Source organism: Flavobacterium sp. U410, from assembly GCF_053570605.1.
Map to the genome: position 1 here is coordinate 15,746 of NZ_JBSEFI010000004.1, position 17,012 is coordinate 32,757.

Genomic DNA, 17,012 nt, shown 5'->3' on the forward strand with positions numbered 1-17,012 from the left:
AAAACTAATTATTTATGTTAAACTTAAAAATCCAACCTGCTGGAAATTCAGCATTTGGTTCATCAATTACAGAATATTCATGACCAAAATGCAATACAGTTTGAATAATTTTCCAAACCCCAATTCCTTTGTTACCTGTTTTACCAGCTTTAAATCCTTTAATCCCAAATGATTTTGAAACATCTTTTGGAAATGGAAGCCCATTATTCACCATTTGGAGTACAATTTTATCATCTTCCACTCGTAAGTATATCGATAACTTATATTGCTTTGCTTTATCAATAAATCCATGATTTACTGCATTTTCAATTACATTATTGATTAGCTCTTTGAAATCTCTTTTTGAGAATTCAATTTCATATTTAAAGTTTTTAATCTCTTGAAATATCAACTCATCTGGTTTAAAATCAATTTCGTAATTAGAAGTTACGTGTTCTTCAATAGTTTCATTAATGATTTGAATTAAATCAATCTTTTCTGTATTACTAAAATTACTTTCATTAGTTAGGTTATTAACCTCAAATATCACATTGCTTAAACTTGCTTGAAGACTTTCAATCCTTTTTAAAACAGTTATACCTCTCAAAGGATTAATAATATCATCTTTTTTAAGAACGCCATTATTCTTGTCCATGAAGGTAACTAATACATCCAAGGAATCTTTGACATTTTTTAAATGTTGTCTTATGTTATGCTGTTTAGAACCTAATTCCTCATTAAATTGTTTTCTAATTAAAGAGACTTTATCCTTTTCAAAATCTAATGATTTTAAAAACTTTTTATTTACCCAATCCTTTTGCTCTACCAGAGAAGGTAAACTAATTTCCAATTTAAGAATATCATCTACATTGATTAAAGGCATAACACTACCCATCGTAAATGCATTCAATTGTTTTTTCACATAATCTTCATTCAATTGTTGAATTAAATAAGTGATATCAATTTTATTTTGATCAACTTTAAAAGCCTTAATGTTGTGCTTTACAATGATAGGCTCACCAGTATATTCAAACCATGAAGCTTTTAAATAATTTGAGCTTGGCGCTATAAGTAAGCACGACATTTCAATCTTTCTGAAGAATGTTTTATTGTATTCTTTTTTAATTTCTAGTTCATCAATATTAACATTAATACCCTTAATGTCTTTTATATTAACTACTCTAGATTCAAAAACATCTGAAATTTTGATTCCATTATGAGAAATTAAAATCTCATTTAACTTTACACCGTTTTGAATCTGTTCTAAGAAATAACGATTAACATTCAATAAATTATCGTTTATAATAATTTCTGAATTGCTTATTGTTTTAACTGATGAAGATTCAAATTTGTTTAGTTCATTCACTAAACCTTCCCAATCTAAAATTTTAGTTCTGTTTTGAGATTTTATGAAATTATCAGATTTTACAAACCTTACAAATCCGTTATGAATTTTAGCTTTGTTAAGAACTAAAATAGAGGTTCTTATAGCCGTGTTTTTGAAGATACCACTAGGTAATGAAATAACCATTTCTAATAAATCATTTTGCACCAGCTCACTTCTTAAATTTGAAAAAGTATTAGATTTATTAGTTAAAAAACCTTCTGGAATAATCATAACAACTTTTCCGTTATTATTAATTGATTCTAAAGATTTTTCAATAAAGAAACTTTCAACTTTTACATGAGTTCCCCATTTACCTAGAATTTTTTCAGGTAAAGACATGTTAAAAGGTGGAGATGAAATAATTAAATCAAATTTTTCGTTAGTTGGATTCCATTTAAAAATGGAATCACCAACCATTAATGATTTTAAATTGTTGGAATTTGTTGCTAATAACCTAAGCATTCCAATAATTTGAATTTTAATATTTATTTCTTGTCCAATATATCGATTTTCTACACTAGATAAAATTCCAAAAGTAGCTGGTCCAGCAAATGGATTGTAAATAGTTGCATTATCATTTAATTTGGCAATATTTAACATTAGCTTTGAGATTTCATCCGGAAATAAAAACTCCCCTGAGTATTTGCCTATTGAATCAAAAAATTTATGTAAAATTGAATCAAATAACCCACTGAAATTATTAATTAGATCTTTTCTATCCAATTGAAAAAACAGGAAAGAAAAATAATTTAAGGGTTGACTAAATAGCATAGCCAGTGAAGAGCTAAGTGCTTCGACTATTTTAATATATCCTTCCTTAGTTTGTAAATTTAAACTTGAATTATGAATAAGTGATTTTAATTCTTGAACATCAAAATCATTAGTAAATGAACTTTCATTAATTACACCATCTTTGTATAATGATATTAAAAGAAGAACTATTTGAAATGAATCATCAATAGTGTTCAATTTGGAATTACTTCTAAAAGCATCAAAAATACCATAGACTTTTGATGATATTACATCCAATGGATTTGAATATATTATTTCTGGCATAAAAAATTTGTTTAACTAATTACTTTGCAAATGTATTTTTAATTAGTGCACTACATCTGCATTAATAATTATTGTTCATTTTTTCAATTCTACTTTTCATTTTTTCAACAAACGAAGCAGGTTCTAAAACCTGTAAACTTTCACCATAGGAAAGTAATAATGATTCTAATTCATAATTAGGTATTACTTTTATAATTACTCGATGTACATTATCTTCAAACTTATAAGCTTGAGATGGATGTAATGGTTTTGTTTTGATATAAGGTACTAAAGATTCTGCAATTTTAATTTTTATAGTTTCAACTTTAGCATCTGGAATTGTTACACCCACAATATCTTCAAAATACTCATTGAAATCTATATTACTGTTTTCGTAGTTTTTATCGGTTTCCATTATGGAAATAATTCTATCTAAAGCCAAGTTGGTAAGACTTTCAAAGTTGGGAGATTTACCAAATAAAAACCAACGCTTGTTGAATTGCTTCAAATGATAAGGGCTCAACTCATAGGTTATACTGTTTTCATTTTTAAAGGTTTTGTATTCAATTGCGACTACTTTTTTGTAAATGATAGCGTTGTATAACTCGGAGATAAAGGGTTTTCCTTCTAAGTACTCATTTTCTTCAAAACTCATTACTTTTTCTGAGTTTTTATTCAGTTTGAATTCAGCATCTAATCGTGTGCCTAATTCCTCAATCCAATCGTATTGTGGCATTCCTTTGAACCTACTTAAAGTAAGTAAAGCTTCTTTTAATTGAAAAGCTTCTGTTTCGTTTAAAGGTTTATTAGATATAGAAAAGTTTGGATCTTCATAGCGATAATATACTTTTCTGCCATCTTTTGTTTTCTCCAGTTCGATAGACCAGCCTTGTTCGCTTTCCATGAATCGAATATCGTCATACAATTGTCTTTTCTTAATGCCTTCTTCTTTTCCTGTAAACTCGTAAATAGCTTCATTACAAGCAGCTACTAAATCCTCAATAGCAAATCTTTTACCTGGATTCCTAAAACACTTATCAAGTGTGTTATATCGAATTTGTGCATGTTTGTTGGTTGCCAATGGAATAGTATTAGAGAGATTTACAAACATACAAAATTCCATTTTCTTGTAAATGTGGAAAACCGTACAAATCGAATTAATTATCAACAAAATATATTAAATATCTTATTTGTTCGTAGTATTTGGTGGTTTTTGTTTAAGGTTTAAGGTTGGAGTTTAAGCTGCGCTTAAAAGTAAGCCTACGATGTAGGAGATTCCTAATAGGCGGAATGACAAAAGTGGGGAGCCTACTGGGTAGGAGATTCCTAGCAAGCTGTGAATGACAAAGATGATAGTTAACTTCGCAGTAGATTTCTAAAAGCGGAAAGACAATTTGCATACGAAGTAATACGGAAAACCGTACAGAATTTCATGAATCTGTACGGTTTTCCTCATTCGAAGAAGATTTTTAGTTTTCTGCTGTAGTTGATTTTGGCTAGGTAGTCAATGAATTCTGGGAGTTCGTAGAGGGAAAGTAAGCCGTTTGTGTTTCTTGGTAGTGGTTTGAAGTGGACTTCTTTTATGTGTTTTTTGAAAATTATTTCGCCCAGAGTGAAACGCAATAATGATTTTACATATTTTTTTGAATATACTTTGTTTTCATCTGTTATGTTATCAGGTATATAAAGCGTTACTATGATTTTTTTACTTGCTGTATTGTAGTCTTCTAACTTGATTAAAATTGATTTTATCATTTCTATTAATTTATCCGAAAATTGGTTTTTGTTTTCGGCACATAACGGTTTTAGAAATGTGTGAGCTGTGAAGTAATCTAATCTTGGTGCATTTTCACCTAAGGCTATGATTTTAGGGAAAAGTTTACGGTAGCCGTGAGCTGAAAATAAGATGCAAAATTTGTTAGGTTGATTGTTTTGCATGTAAATGTAAATGACGATTCTTCTTGAAACATAGTTGAGGTTTCGATGTAGGTTTTCTATTACCTCATCGGAATTTATTCCTAGTTTGTAGGCGTGGTAAATGGCTTGTTCGTTTTGTTGAAACCATGTCCAGAAGTTTTGGATGGTTTTTATTTGGCGAGTGTTTAGTTGTTTGTTCATGCTCAGCTCTTTTAAATTTATGTTATTTTCTTTTATCAGGAGTTGCTTTATCAAATGCAATTAGATTACATAATTCTCTTAACCTACTTCTAATTCTGTTTCCATAATTTTTTTCTATTTCTGATGCTGAAAGGTTTGTTGTAATATGGGTTTTTAGTTTTTTGTTTATGAATAAATCGTAACGACAAAGTATAATTTCTGCAATAACATTACATTCGTTACCAAAATACTTGAGGTTGTTTTCTGTTCCTAAGTCGTCAAAACAATAGGTTCTTGTATCTGATTGGTATAATTTTCCTTTTGAATACCGATGAATTACTTCGTAGCCATCCTGAATAAATTCAAAGCTTATTTCTCTGCAAGGTTTAACAGAAAACTTATTATCTGGTTTTGCAATTAATTTCATTAAATTCATTAATGTTGTTTTGCCGCTACCAATAGGTCCAGAAAGTAGTAAGCCTTTGTTGAGGTCAATACCGTATTGATAACATGAAATTTCATCTTGAAGGAAATAAGCAATTAGCCTGCAAATAATGGGATAATCGGCTTCTAAAATTTTGAAATGATTGCCGTATAATTCTATCCCTTTTTTTTCTAAACTAGCAATTATTTGCTTGTAGTTATAGTGGTTGTTTGTATTTTCTGTCATGGTTTATATTTTTAAAAAATATTTTACACTAGGAATCGTTTACAGCGGTTCATCATAATTTTTATCTGTTACCGAGTTTAATTGTTTTGCCCTGTTGTTTAGGTTTTGATTTTGGTTAGATTTATCCTGGTTAAATACTGCTGCATTAAGCATCCAATTTTGAGCTGCAGCTTCCCAGTTTGTCATTGGAGATTTACCTCCAACTAACCACCCAATGCTAGAGAAGTAATTGAAAAATTTAAGCGCTTCTATTTCTGGAAAATTTTGAAGGACAAAATATTCTTTTACTGTTGGAAGGTCTGGCTCACTGAAACCTTTATTTTTTTCGCGCAACTTTTTTTGTTTGGAAGCATCTTCAATTTCGTTTGGTATGATACTTTTTTCAATTGAATATTTTTTTTCAATTTTATTTTCAAAATTTTGCTCGCTTGCGTTTATGTTTAAATCGTTTTTTATGTTTAAATTGTTTGTATTGTTTATATAGTTTATTGAAGGTACTAATGCTTGTTCAGTACTAGGTTCACTACTTGTCTCATTACTTGTTTGATACTTGTTTACTACTTGTTCATTAACATGGTAATTTTTTTTACTAGGTGTGTCTTTTTTTTTGCTTCTTTTTGGAACTTCTGAAAAATCAAATAACACCACCAAACTACCCCTATATGGATTATATGAAGGCTCGTATTTTATTAATTGTTTTTCATTTAAATCTCTCATGCATTTATGATATGTTGCTTTAGAGCTTATTTTGCTTATTCGCATCATTTCATCTCGAGTAATACTTATTGGATTTTTGAAACGATTTATGTTCCAAGCTTGAAAGAGTGCTATGTACAAACTTATATGAGTTGGGTTAAGATCCTGGTCTGGAATTATTTTATCAAAGAATGCAGTAAGGTGCTTTATATAGTTCATTGCTTTAATGTTTTGTATTTTTCGATATGTTTTATGCGTTTGTAGAAAATTATTGGTTTAACATTTTAGAAATTTCTTCCATGTTATAGTAAACTAGACGTCCAATCTTTTTTGGTTTAAGACTTCCATTTATTCTAAATTTATTAAGCGTATTGGGAGAAATTCCTAATAGTTTGCAAACTTCATTTGATTTTAACCATTGTTTAGATTGATTTAGGTTATTAGGATTAGAGTTGAGAAGATTTCTAATATCATTTAGTAATTGTGTTCTAAATTGATTCAAATCTTCAACTGTTAGTAATTGATCTCTGTAAATTCTATTGGGATTAGAATTAAACTGATTTTGATTTTGAATAGCCATTGTATGTATCTTTTAAATTTATACAAATAGAAATATTTACAAGTTATCAAACCAGTTACAAGGGTTGTATAACCCCGAAAAAACACCTATAAACAAAGGGATTGTAGTGATAAAAAAAGTTGTTGAAAATAATAAAATAGAATATATTCCATTTTTATTTCTAACTTTGTGAAGTTAAAATAATTGAGGTATAACCTCCTAAGATATATAAAGCGAAAGTTATTCAGAGTAACAGAAAACCGGCAAATTTTCAAAAAACAGCTCTAACGAATAAACTATTCGCCCTTGCAATGCGTGGGCTTGGTTTATTGTGTGCTGTGGGTGCTTGCCGGTTCCTCTGTTACCGATATTCTGATGACCCACGCAGTTGTTTTATAATGTTATGTTTTAATATAAATAGTATAGATGAAACAAGTTAATGCCAGTAAGGAATTAATTCACTTTATGATACTTAATTCGATATTAACATTCGAAGAATTATTACTTATTCCAAATGAGGGATTTTATAAAATGGAGGGATTTACCTATCATCTGTTGACCGAAATTCTAGAAATAAAAAAAACACAAACTACTTAGTTCTGTTTAATAAATCAATTAATTTTAATTTCATTGTTTCTTTAGTACTAGATTCTACATTGTAATATTTAGAATACAAACTTGTAGGTGAAATTTCTTTTTGGTTATCTGTCTGAAAATTATCAGCAACAAATCGAATAATGTCTTTTTGATTTTTAGTTTTGATTATATTAGATTGTACCAATAAATTGACAAACCAAGATAATTGGGCAACAGATAAACCTACATGGATTTTTTCTTTGTTATTGATAATATTGGGAATATTTTCGTTTGTTGAATTGTAAAGTACTTTTTTTGTACGGTATTCAATTTCTTCTTCAATCCATTGTGTAATTTGTTGCTTTATATCTGGAATCTTATTGTTATATCGGTTAGATATTAGAATTTGGTTTTGATTCACAAATTTTAAACATTTATACAGGGCGTTAATCTTTTTTGATTCTGTATCTTCGGCTTTAACTTCGGCTTTAATCTTTTTAGTTAGCCAATAGAAGAAATTTACATCATTGTAGTTTAATTTAAGCAGCCACCAGTGTAGTTTTTTTTCAATTTCATTAATTGAATTGTTATTACAAAATACTTCTAATTCATTGATATATTCACAACAATAATTAAACTCTTGGTATGTTATTTTATCTTGAATACTAAGAGTTGAAAATCTTAATATAGGGAGATACGCTGTTTTTAATAACTCCTGATCTATATTCAATTTCAGTAAAATAGACTTGACTTTTTCTAATTTCGGAGCCATTTTATTCTCATGAAACAAAATGGTTCTGTATGGTACTTTGATATTTACATTAAGGAATTCCTGATATTCAACCTCAATAAATTGAAGTAATTTTTCAACATAAATATAGGCAATCTTCAGACATTCAGTATTATTTAAATTGTTTGATAATTCTAAAAAGTCATTATTAGATGTTGGATTAACTTCATTAATTAATTTTGCTGATAAACTTTCTAGAGCATATTGCGATTTTTGGATAAAATGCTCTGATTGCTCTTTAGATTTAGAACTAAATACTTTCTGTTTTATGTAAAATTTAATGTTTTTATATTCTTTAAATAAGTTGTGACTGCAATATAAGTAGAAAGCCTCTTCTTTATTTAATTGATTATGTTCCTCGAAGAATAAATAATATTTTTTTTGTTTTTCATCTTTAAACAACTGAATATTTGAAACAGCCTCTTTTTTATTTTTATAAAAATGTTCTATAATCTCCTGTGCCTCATTTTCATTTATAGAATCTTTTAATTTCCTCGAATGAATAAACGGATGCAAAGCATGGTATATTTTTGGAGATTCGAAATATTTTCTTTTTGGATTAAAATCGTACTCATATACCCAAGTAAAACTTAGTTTATGATTTTTAAAGTATTTTTCAGTTTTATACTCATTTCGTCTTAATTGGTTTTCAATTTCAGAAATAATTAATTCTAGCTTTTTAAGAAAATATTTATGCTTCATAAATTGTAAAATGCTGATATTTAATTTTTTTAAATTAAAAATGCTCTCCCAAATATTAATCTAACTTCACACAATATTTAAACCCTACTTATCTTACAAAAATGAAAAAAAAATCAAACTTTTATAACTTTTTGTCCTAATTTTTTTAAATAATTTTTAATAAAAATGCTAAAAGGGTAATAATCATTAAATTACTTAATCATTATTACCCTTAAATAAATTTATTGTTTTGGTTACATATTAACCTGTTTTAGAATTAGAATGTTCGGTATCATTTAATGAAAATTTGTTTTTTAATATTTTCATATCCTCACTTACTTTTCTATCCAGGACTTTAGCATAATGTTGTGTTGTTCTTAGATTTTTATGTCCTAGCATTTTACTAACACTTTCAATAGGCACACCATTAGTTAAAGTTACTGTTGTTGCAAAGGTGTGTCGGGCAATATGAAAAGTTAGTTCTTTATTTATTTTGCAAATTGCAGCAATTTCTTTTAGATAGGCATTCATTTTTTGATTTGATAAAATAGGAAGAAGTCTACCTTGAATCAGACATTGATCATGATTCTCATATTTATCAATTATCATTTGTGTTACCGGAAGAATTGGAATTTTTGAAGCTGATTCTGTTTTTTGTCTGTGGGTAAAAATCCATTTTTCTCCATCAATACCAATGCTTATATGCTCTTTAGTAAGGTTTTTGACATCTATATAAGCTAAACCAGTAAAGCAGCTAAAAAGGAATATATCGCGAACTAATGAAAGTCGTTCTGATTTTAAATCTTTTTCAATAATAGATTGAATTTCTTTTTCTGTTAAAAAAACTCTTTCTACTTCTTTAACTTTCGATTTATAGTTAGCAAATGGGTTTTTATCAATCCAGTCATTGGCCAAACATATTTTAATTATCTTATTAAAATTTTTGATGTATTTAACGGCAGTATTGTTATTACAATTTCTTACACTTCTAAGCCAAAACTCATAATCAGATATAAAAGCATGGTCTATTTTGGTTATATCGATATCAGAAATTTTATACTTCCATTGCATGAATTCAATTGTATGACTTAAAGATGTTGTATATCTTTCTAATGTACCTGGAGCATATTCTTTCCCAATAAGCTCTTTAATTCTATTGTTGTGGTCCTTGAAAATAGGGACTAATGTTCTAACATTTCTATCAGTTCCTTGCAGTTTTGCTTTAATTACAGATGAGGTTGCCTGTTCTTTATCTTTTAAGACTTCATGATGAGCCTCATAAACTTGTTGTTCTAAAGTTTTTAAATAAGCATTTAGTGATTTAGTTTCAATACTATTCCCAGAAACTTTTTGAAGTTTGTTATCCCATTTATCAGGATGAATGCTTCTTTTAGCAGAAATTTCTTTGGGTACACCGTCAATTGTTATTCTTAAATAAATTGGAGCAGTTCCGTCGGATTTGATTTTGTTTTTCTTGATAAAGAAAAGCAAGTTGAATGTTCTGTTCATAATTGGTAACTTTTAAGGTTATAAAATTATCTTTAAAAATTACTTGAATCAAGATGTTCAAAAGTTGAACTCCTTATTAAACAAGTATTTCAGCTTGTTTTTAGTGACCCTTTTTAATAAAAAAAAGTAAGGTCACTAAATAGGTCACTGATAGAATACTTTTAAATGCATTTAAATGATATTGTTACCAAAGCAAAAACGCTGTAAAACATTAGTTTTACAGCGTTTTGATGTTTAATGGGACTTGCCCAGCGGAGAAAGAGGGATTCGAACCCCCGGACCTGTTACAGTCAACAGTTTTCAAGACTGCCGCATTCGACCACTCTGCCATTTCTCCAGTAAGTCGCTCTACTTCCGTATTGCGAGTGCAAATATAGTAAGCTTTTTTTAGTTTCAAAATGTTTTTAGATAAAAAAAGTAACTTTTTTTTAAACTTTTTTTTAACCTTTTGAAAATCAGAATTTATAGTGGTTGAAAAAAATATTTATTTTTTATGATTAGAAAATTATACTTGAATAAGTACCTTTGATATTCTTTAAAAAAATATCATGGATTTTGATTTTTCATATCTAATTCTAATTCCTATCGGTTTTATAGCCGGATTTTTAAATACTATTGCCGGAGGAGGAACACTCTTAACTTTACCCACTTTAATTTTTTTAGGGTTGCCCGCTTCAATTGCTAATGGAACGAATAGAATTGCGATATTGACACAGACTATAGCTGCTGTAAGTGGATTTAAGAGTAAAGGCGTTTCTATGTATCCTTTTAGTTTATATTTGGGGATATCGGCTTTTTTAGGAGCTTTTATAGGTGCTAAATTAGCTGTAGATATTGATGGAACTACATTTAATAAAATTTTAGCCGTGATTATGATTATGGTGTTGTTCACCACGATTTTTAATCCTGTGAAGTATAATCAAAATTATGAAGCTAAAGTAACGGGTAAGCCTTTGTGGATTACTATTGTGATTTTTTTCTTTTTGGGAATTTATGGAGGTTTTATTAATGCAGGTATTGGTTTTTTGATGCTTGTAATTTTACCTTATATTAATGGTTTAACTTTGCTTCAAGCTAATGTAACTAAAGTTTTTGTTGTTGCTTTTTATACAGTAAGTGCAGTATTAGTTTTTGCTCTTGAACATAAAATTAACTATCTGGTTGCTGGTGTTTTAGCTATAGGAAATACAACAGGAGCTTGGGTAGGAAGTCGGTGGTCTGTAAAAAAAGACGATAGAGTTATCAAAATATTTTTAGTGATAACCGTATCGTCTTTAGCTATTAAATTGTGGTTCTTTTAAAGAACTAATAATTTACATATTCTGTGATTTCTAAACCATAACCAATCATTCCAACACGTTTTTGATGACCTTCGCTATTCGTCATAAAGCGTAGTTTGGAAATGTCTAGATCGTGTAAAATCTGTGCTCCGATTCCAAAATCTTTAGCATCCATTTTTACTTGCGGAGCCTTCATTTGTCCTTTTTCCTGTAAAGCTTTTAGTTCTGTTAAACGAGGTAATAAATCGCTTGATTTTAGTTCTTGATTAATGAAAATGATAGCGCCTTTTCCTTCTTCATTAATTTTATTAAACATATTGTCTAATTTTTTATCAGCGTCACCGGTTAATGTTCCTAAAATATCATTATTAACCAGAGTAGAATTAATTCTCGTTAATACTTCTTCTCCTTTTGACCAATTTCCTTTAGTCAAAGCCAAATGAACTTGTTTGTTTGTAGTTTGTAGATAAGCTCTTAATCTGAAGCTGCCAAAACGGGTCTCAATTTCGAAATCTTCTTTCTTTTGGATCAAACTATCATGTTGCATGCGGTAGGCAACCAAAGCTTCTATAGAAACTAATTTTAAATCAAACTTTTTGGCCACTTCAACAAGTTGAGGTAAGCGAGCCATGCTACCATCTTCATTCAGGATTTCAACTAAAATTCCGGCAGGTTTTAGTCCTGCTAAACGAGCAAAATCAACTGCGGCTTCTGTGTGACCTGTTCTTCTAAGCACTCCGCCTTGTTTGGCTATTAAAGGAAAAATATGTCCGGGTCTTCCTAAGTCTTCAGGTTTGGTGTCTTCATTAACTAAAGCACTTATCGTTTTAGATCTGTCATGTACTGAAATTCCTGTTGTACATCCATGACCTATCAAGTCAATAGAAACAGTAAATGCTGTTTGGTGTAAAACTGTATTATTGGTTACCATTGGATGCAGATCAAGTTCTTTACATCTGCTTTCTGTTAAAGGTGCGCAAATTAACCCACGTCCGTTAGTTGCCATGAAATTAATCATTTCAGGAGTAACCATTTCTGCTGCTGCAATAAAATCGCCTTCATTTTCTCGGTCTTCATCATCAACTACGATAATTACTTTTCCTTTGCGAATGTCTTCAATCGCTTCTTCTATAGTGTTTAGTTGTATGTTGTGTGACATAATGTTTAGTTGTTGTCGTTATTAATTTTTTTAAATAATTTTTTGAAAGGATCTGTTAGCCAATCAAAGCTAATCATGATGCCAATATCGTTAGTAGCTCTGTAAGTTAAAACAATAGCCAGAGGAGTTAATACGATAGAAGCCATCCAAACGCCTAAAAATACAGGAATAGAGTCTTCCTGAGCCAATTTTCTTCCAAATGTATTGGTGAAGTGAAAAGTAATAAATATAGTTATGGCAAAAACTATTGGTAAACCAATGCCTCCCTTTCTAATGATAGCTCCTAAAGGTGCTCCTATGAAAAACATCAATAGACAAGAATAAGCAATCATAAATTTTTCATGAATAACAATCCAATGACTATTAATGTTTTTCTTTTTACCTTCTAAATCAGTTTTATTAGTTTGAATGCTGAAATCAGTACTTGATACATTACTTTTTGCCGTTTCCAATATTCTTTTTTTATCTTCTTTAACAAAAAGATTTAAAAGATTGGTTGTTGTGTCGTTTTTTTGAGTAACAGGACTTCTTTTCTTATTGAATAAAAACTCCTGTCTTTGCGTAATATTATCGGCCATAGAAACAACATCATTATCAAAATTCCTTTGAAGAGAATCAACGGTGTAGACTAATTCGCTTAAATTTAACATTTTTTCAGAGGTAATGTCTCCATCATCACTGTTTGTTTCGTTAAGCTTTGTTAAATCTATATTGATAATATATTTCTGGAAACTACTTTTCGCAAAAGGAAGTTTTTTGCGTTCTTCATATTTTTTAGGAAGAATGTTTTCATAATAATTCCCGTCAAAAAGCTGAAGCTGCAAATAATTAGAGCCTTCTTGGCTTAACAGTAGCCCGTTTTTAGCTCTAATAACAGTATTGGCTCCCAAACCTTGCTGCGAATTTTTAATGTGCATGATAACACCTTCTAATTGTTCGTTGTTATCTCCGGTCTTCTTATCTACTTTAATATTAATATTCCCGACAGCGTTAAACTGACCTTCGGCAATTGCCATAGCAGGACTTTGTTGTACAATATCTTTTCTAAGATTAATGAAACGATATTGAGCTTCAGGAATTACATTATTGGCAAACACAAAGGAAACAATGCTCAATAAGAATATGGTAATGGTTAACATTTTCATTGACCGTTGTAACGAAATACCGGAAGATTTCATGGCTGCAAACTCATAATTTTCGGCAAAGCTACCAAAAGTCATAATGGAAGCCAGCAAAACCGATAACGGTAAAACTAACGGAACGATAGTAGGAGCGTAAAAAGATAAGAACTTTACAATAGTAAAAGTATCCAAATCTTTACCGGCAAGTTCAGAAATGAAAAGCCAGATTCCTTGTAAAACGAATATAAAAAACAAGATTACAAACACTGAGGTGAATGTAATCATGAAAGATTTGATAATGTATTTGTCTAAAATTTTCACCGAAAGTAATTAATCCAATCTGTTAATATAGTAATTAGGGTATTTCGATTCGGTAAAGGTAAAATGATTTTTTGACAAAGGTTGGTTTGTTTTAAAAGAATTAACAGTTAAAGTCGTTCTTGTGCCATTTTTACCAGTTTCAATCAAATTATAAATGTTTTTAGTCTGGGTGTCAATACCAATTAAAATTTCTTTGCGTTGATCTTTAGAACTAATAGGCGTTAATTTGATGTATTGAATTTGTCTTCCTTTGATATTTTGAGTGATATCCCAAGCATATTTAAATCCTGAGTTAAAGAAAGTCAACATTTTGTTGGGCGTAACGGCATCTTTATCATTTTCATCGTACTTAGAAATAGTGATTTCTTCGTCTTCAGGAACAATAGTATACACTTTTTTACCATCAAAAATTTTAGTTACTCCCATAAAATTCAAAACATATAAATTTCCTTTTAAAGCAACATTTCCTTTGCTTTCCTGATTGATATTTTCTTTAGAGTTATTTAAAGAATATTTGAAGTCAATGGTGATGTTTTCGTATGTTTTAATTTTAGCAGAAACTTCGTCCAATAAAGCTTTTGCTTTTTGCGAATTTTGTGCTTGTAAGGTGCTTAAACTTAATAGAAAAAGTAAAGTTACTTTTAAAAACTTAGTCATTTTAGTTATTGTTTTGTTCATTATTAAAAAACTGTTCTAATGCTACTAAATCCGGAATCAAAACGGAACGCGCTTTACTACCTTCAAACGGACCTACAATTCCTGCAGCTTCCAATTGATCGATAATTCTTCCGGCTCTGTTGTAGCCTAATTTCAATTTTCTTTGAATTAAAGAAGCACTTCCTTGCTGAGCAGTTACAATCACTTCAGCTGCTTCTCTAAATAAAGAATCTCTGTCTGCAATATCTATATCAAGATTGATGCCACTTTCTTCACCAACGTATTCAGGAAGTAAATAAGCGTCCGGATATGCTTTTTGGTTGCCAATAAATTCACATATTTTTTCAACTTCTGGCGTATCAACAAAAGCACATTGCACACGAGTTAAGTCGTTTCCTTGTGTATACAATAAATCTCCGCGACCAATTAATTGATCAGCTCCTTGGTTGTCCAAAATAGTTCGTGAGTCAATTTTTGAAGTTACACGGAAGGCAATACGTGCCGGGAAATTGGCTTTAATAATACCTGTAATTACATTAACTGAGGGTCTTTGTGTAGCAATAATCAAGTGAATACCGATAGCACGTGCCAATTGAGCCAAACGAGCAATAGGTGTTTCTACTTCTTTACCGGCAGTCATAATTAAATCGGCAAACTCGTCGACCACTAAAACGATATAAGGTAAAAAGCGGTGACCGTTTTCCGGATTCAATTTACGTTGTTTAAACTTATCGTTGTATTCTTTAATGTTACGAACCATAGCATCTTTTAATAAAGAATAACGGTTGTCCATTTCAATACACAACGAGTTTAAAGTGTTGATTACTTTAGTGTTATCGGTTATGATAGCTTCTTCCGTATCAGGAAGTTTAGCTAAGTAATGACGTTCAATTTTATTGAAAAGCGTCAATTCTACTTTTTTCGGGTCAACCAAAACAAATTTCACTTCTGCCGGATGTTTTTTGTATAATAGCGAAGCTAAAATAGCATTTAGGCCAACTGATTTTCCTTGTCCGGTAGCACCTGCCATCAATAAGTGAGGCATTTTAGCCAAGTCAACAACAAAGGTTTCGTTTGATATATTTTTACCCAAAGCAATAGGAAGTTCCATTTCGGCTTGCTGGAATTTTGGCGAAGCAATAACCGATTTCATAGCAACCATTGTGGGTTTATTATTCGGAACTTCAATACCAATAGTTCCTTTTCCGGGAATAGGAGCAATGATACGAATTCCTAATGCGGCAAGCGAAAGTGCAATATCGTCTTCCAAGTTTTTAATTTTGGAAATACGAATTCCGGCATCGGGTACAATTTCATATAAAGTTACGGTTGGACCGACAGTTGCTTTAATTTGTGAAATACCGATGTTATAATTTTTAAGCGTATCAACGATACGGTTTTTATTTTCTTCTAATTCGTTTTGATCGATAGTAATTCCTCCGCTGGAATATTCCTTCAATAGATCAATAGGAGGGAATTGATAGTTTGAAAGCTCTAAAGTTGGGTCAAATTCTCCAAAATCCTGAACTAATTTAGCCGCTAGATTCTCAGTTATTGATTCTTCTTCTTCAAATTTTTCAATAACAAAGTCATCATTTTCATTTTTAACCGCTTCTATTTTAGGTTCTTCCTTAGGTTTTACATTTAAGGTTAATTCGGAAGCGTGAGAAATTGTCGGTTTTAAATCTTCTTTGTTGATTTCGAAAGTTGATGTTGGTTTTAATTCGATTTTTGATAACTCTTCATCATCTTCATGCAGTACAAAATCTTCTTCTTTTTGCGCTGCTTTTTCAACAGGAATAGAAGTATCTTCAATAGAGTATTCGTTCTCTAAATCCTCTTCTTTAATAGTGTTGTTGGATTGGCTTAATGTAACCTCTTCTTGGAATTCCCGTGTTGGTCTTTCAAAGAATGATTTTACATTTTCCACTGAAATTTTGATTCGGAATATCAGGAAAATAACAACAGCGAAGATTAAACTCAATAATGTACCGATTTTTCCAATGTAATCTTGAATGAATAAATTCATTTCAAAGCCTACAACACCTGCTAATTGAGGAAGAAAATCCCAGAAAAAACCGAACAATATAGAAAGGACAATGATGAGATATAAATCCCAAAAAAATATCTTTTTAAGTTTTGGAATTGATAGATCAAGAATAAGATAAATTCCCGTTAAGGCAAAAATCCTAACAAAAATAAAGGAAGCAACCCCAAAACCTTTGTACAAGAAGAAATCGGCTAAAAAGGCACCGAATTTACCTAACCAGTTTTCTACTTTGACATCTCTGTCTAAAACATTGTTAACCTGACTTTGATCATAATTTCCGGTGATGAAATAAGAAACAAATGACAGTAATAAGGCTACAGCTAATAAAATTAGCAACACACCAATAGCGAATTTTTGCTGCTTGGTGGGTTGCCAAGATAATTTTTCTTTTAACGAAACTGTAGGTTGTTTTTGCTTTTCTTTTTTTGCCATTTAGACTGTACTC

13 protein-coding genes and 1 tRNA gene are annotated in these 17,012 nt (G+C 30.2%); 1 reads left to right on the forward strand and 13 read right to left on the reverse strand.

Annotated features, from left to right (window positions below; genetic code table 11):
* Positions 1-4 precede the first annotated feature (4 nt).
* The 9 genes from ACUSJC_RS04060 to ACUSJC_RS04100 all read right to left on the reverse strand — a co-directional run bounded on the left by ACUSJC_RS04060 (position 5) and on the right by ACUSJC_RS04100 (position 10,316).
* Positions 5-2,422, reverse strand: a complete 2,418-nt coding sequence (locus ACUSJC_RS04060) for an N-6 DNA methylase (protein WP_449268278.1) — start codon at positions 2,420-2,422, stop codon at positions 5-7.
* A 61-nt stretch (positions 2,423-2,483) separates the two neighbouring features.
* On the reverse strand, positions 2,484-3,512 hold the full coding sequence (locus tag ACUSJC_RS04065; protein WP_449268279.1) for a helix-turn-helix transcriptional regulator: 1,029 nt from the start codon (positions 3,510-3,512) through the stop codon (positions 2,484-2,486).
* A gap of 341 nt (positions 3,513-3,853) precedes the next feature.
* On the reverse strand, positions 3,854-4,519 hold the full coding sequence (locus tag ACUSJC_RS04070) for a hypothetical protein (RefSeq protein ID WP_449268280.1): 666 nt from the start codon (positions 4,517-4,519) through the stop codon (positions 3,854-3,856).
* Between the two features lie 22 nt (positions 4,520-4,541).
* Positions 4,542-5,168 (reverse strand): ATPase, encoded by a 627-nt coding sequence (locus tag ACUSJC_RS04075; RefSeq protein WP_449268281.1) that lies wholly within the window; start codon positions 5,166-5,168, stop codon positions 4,542-4,544.
* Positions 5,169-5,207: 39 nt separating this feature from the next.
* Positions 5,208-6,083, reverse strand: a complete 876-nt coding sequence (locus ACUSJC_RS04080; protein WP_449268282.1) for a transcriptional regulator — start codon at positions 6,081-6,083, stop codon at positions 5,208-5,210.
* A gap of 49 nt (positions 6,084-6,132) precedes the next feature.
* Positions 6,133-6,444 (reverse strand): helix-turn-helix domain-containing protein, encoded by a 312-nt coding sequence (locus ACUSJC_RS04085; RefSeq protein ID WP_449268283.1) that lies wholly within the window; start codon positions 6,442-6,444, stop codon positions 6,133-6,135.
* A gap of 568 nt (positions 6,445-7,012) precedes the next feature.
* Positions 7,013-8,491: a hypothetical protein gene (locus ACUSJC_RS04090; protein WP_449268284.1), complete on the reverse strand. Its 1,479-nt coding sequence runs from the start codon at positions 8,489-8,491 to the stop codon at positions 7,013-7,015.
* 240 nt (positions 8,492-8,731) lie between these two features.
* The gene (locus tag ACUSJC_RS04095; protein ID WP_449268285.1) at positions 8,732-9,979 is read right to left on the reverse strand and encodes a site-specific integrase; all 1,248 of its coding nucleotides are present in this window, start codon (positions 9,977-9,979) and stop codon (positions 8,732-8,734) included.
* A gap of 252 nt (positions 9,980-10,231) precedes the next feature.
* Positions 10,232-10,316: transfer RNA gene (locus ACUSJC_RS04100), tRNA-Ser, on the reverse strand.
* A gap of 211 nt (positions 10,317-10,527) precedes the next feature.
* Between ACUSJC_RS04100 and ACUSJC_RS04105 the strand changes: the two genes are divergently transcribed.
* Complete coding sequence (locus tag ACUSJC_RS04105; RefSeq protein WP_449268286.1) at positions 10,528-11,280, forward strand: sulfite exporter TauE/SafE family protein; 753 nt, start codon at positions 10,528-10,530, stop codon at positions 11,278-11,280.
* A 4-nt stretch (positions 11,281-11,284) separates the two neighbouring features.
* On the opposite strand, the gene ribB is transcribed toward ACUSJC_RS04105, so the two are convergent.
* Genes ribB through ACUSJC_RS04125 form a run of 4 tightly spaced genes read right to left on the reverse strand, consistent with a single transcriptional unit; the run spans position 11,285 to position 16,999 of the window.
* Positions 11,285-12,418 (reverse strand): 3,4-dihydroxy-2-butanone-4-phosphate synthase, encoded by a 1,134-nt coding sequence (ribB, locus tag ACUSJC_RS04110; RefSeq protein ID WP_449268287.1) that lies wholly within the window; start codon positions 12,416-12,418, stop codon positions 11,285-11,287.
* Between the two features lie 5 nt (positions 12,419-12,423).
* Complete coding sequence (locus ACUSJC_RS04115; RefSeq protein ID WP_449268288.1) at positions 12,424-13,860, reverse strand: LptF/LptG family permease; 1,437 nt, start codon at positions 13,858-13,860, stop codon at positions 12,424-12,426.
* Between the two features lie 9 nt (positions 13,861-13,869).
* Positions 13,870-14,538, reverse strand: a complete 669-nt coding sequence (locus tag ACUSJC_RS04120; RefSeq protein WP_449268289.1) for a LolA family protein — start codon at positions 14,536-14,538, stop codon at positions 13,870-13,872.
* Complete coding sequence (locus ACUSJC_RS04125; protein ID WP_449268290.1) at positions 14,519-16,999, reverse strand: DNA translocase FtsK; 2,481 nt, start codon at positions 16,997-16,999, stop codon at positions 14,519-14,521. Before ACUSJC_RS04125 ends, ACUSJC_RS04120 begins: the two co-directional genes overlap by 20 nt.
* Between the last annotated feature and the right edge of the window lie 13 nt (positions 17,000-17,012).